Source organism: Terrimonas alba, assembly GCF_042434975.1.
Lineage (GTDB): Bacteria > Bacteroidota > Bacteroidia > Chitinophagales > Chitinophagaceae > Terrimonas_B > Terrimonas_B alba.
Genome location: NZ_JBHMQM010000039.1, coordinates 1 through 1,110 on the forward strand (window position 1 = coordinate 1; position 1,110 = coordinate 1,110).

The window sequence follows — 1,110 nt, forward strand, 5'->3', positions numbered from 1 at the left end:
GTAAGAACCGGAGCACAACCGCCCGTTACACTGGCTGTTGCCAACCATGCCTGGAAGGCTGCATCAAGCGCTGCCTGGTCTGCATAGTCACATGCATTTACTGTAGTTGCAACCGGAGTGGTTATCACGACAGGTGTTGCCGGTGTTACGGTGAAGGTTGCTGTTGCTGTCGGCGCTTCGCAAAGATCAGTGGCTGTAAAGGTCACTGTTACGGCACCACCGGTACAAAGTGTTCCTGCACCTGTTGCATTATTAGTAAGAACCGGAGCACAACCGCCCGTTACACTGGCTGTTGCCAACCATGCCTGGAAGGCTGCATCCAAAGCTGCCTGGTCTGCATAGTCACATGCATTTACTGTAGTTGCAACCGGAGTGGTTATCACTACAGGTGTTGGCGGAGTGACGGTGAAGGTTGCTGTTGCTGTCGGCGCTTCGCAAAGATCAGTGGCTGTAAAGGTCACTGTTACGGCACCACCGGTACAAAGTGTTCCTGCACCTGTTGCATTATTAGTAAGAACCGGATCACAACCACCCGTTACACTGGCTGTTGCCAACCATGCCTGGAAGGCTGCATCAAGCGCTGCCTGGTCTGCATAGTCACATGCATTTACTGTAGTTGCAACCGGAGTGGTTATCACTACAGGTGTTGGCGGTGTTACGGTGAAGGTTGCTGTTGCTGTCGGCGCTTCGCAAAGATCAGTAGCAGTGAAGGTCACTGTTACGGCACCACCGGTACAAAGTGTTCCTGCACCTGTTGCATTATTGGTAAGAACCGGAGCACAACCACCCGTTACACTGGCTGTTGCCAGCCATGCCTGGAAGGCTGCATCCAAAGCTGCCTGGTCTGCATAGTCACATGCATTTACTGTAGTTGCAACCGGAGTGGTTATCACTACAGGTGTTGCCGGTGTTACGGTGAAGGTTGCTGTTGCAGTCGGTGCTTCGCAAAGATCAGTAGCTGTAAAGGTCACTGTTACGGCACCACCGGTACAAAGTGTTCCTGCACCTGTTGCATTATTGGTAAGAACCGGAGCACAACCACCCGTTACAGAAGCGGTAGCCAGCCATGCCTGGAAGGCTGCATCAAGCGCTGCCTGGTCTGCATAGTCA

General features: G+C 52.8%; 1 protein-coding gene. It reads right to left on the reverse strand.

Annotated elements, in window-relative coordinates; all coding sequences use genetic code 11:
• The coding region (locus tag ACFEL9_RS26080) for a hypothetical protein (RefSeq protein WP_385896335.1) at positions 1–1,110 on the reverse strand (1,110 nt) is incomplete at both ends.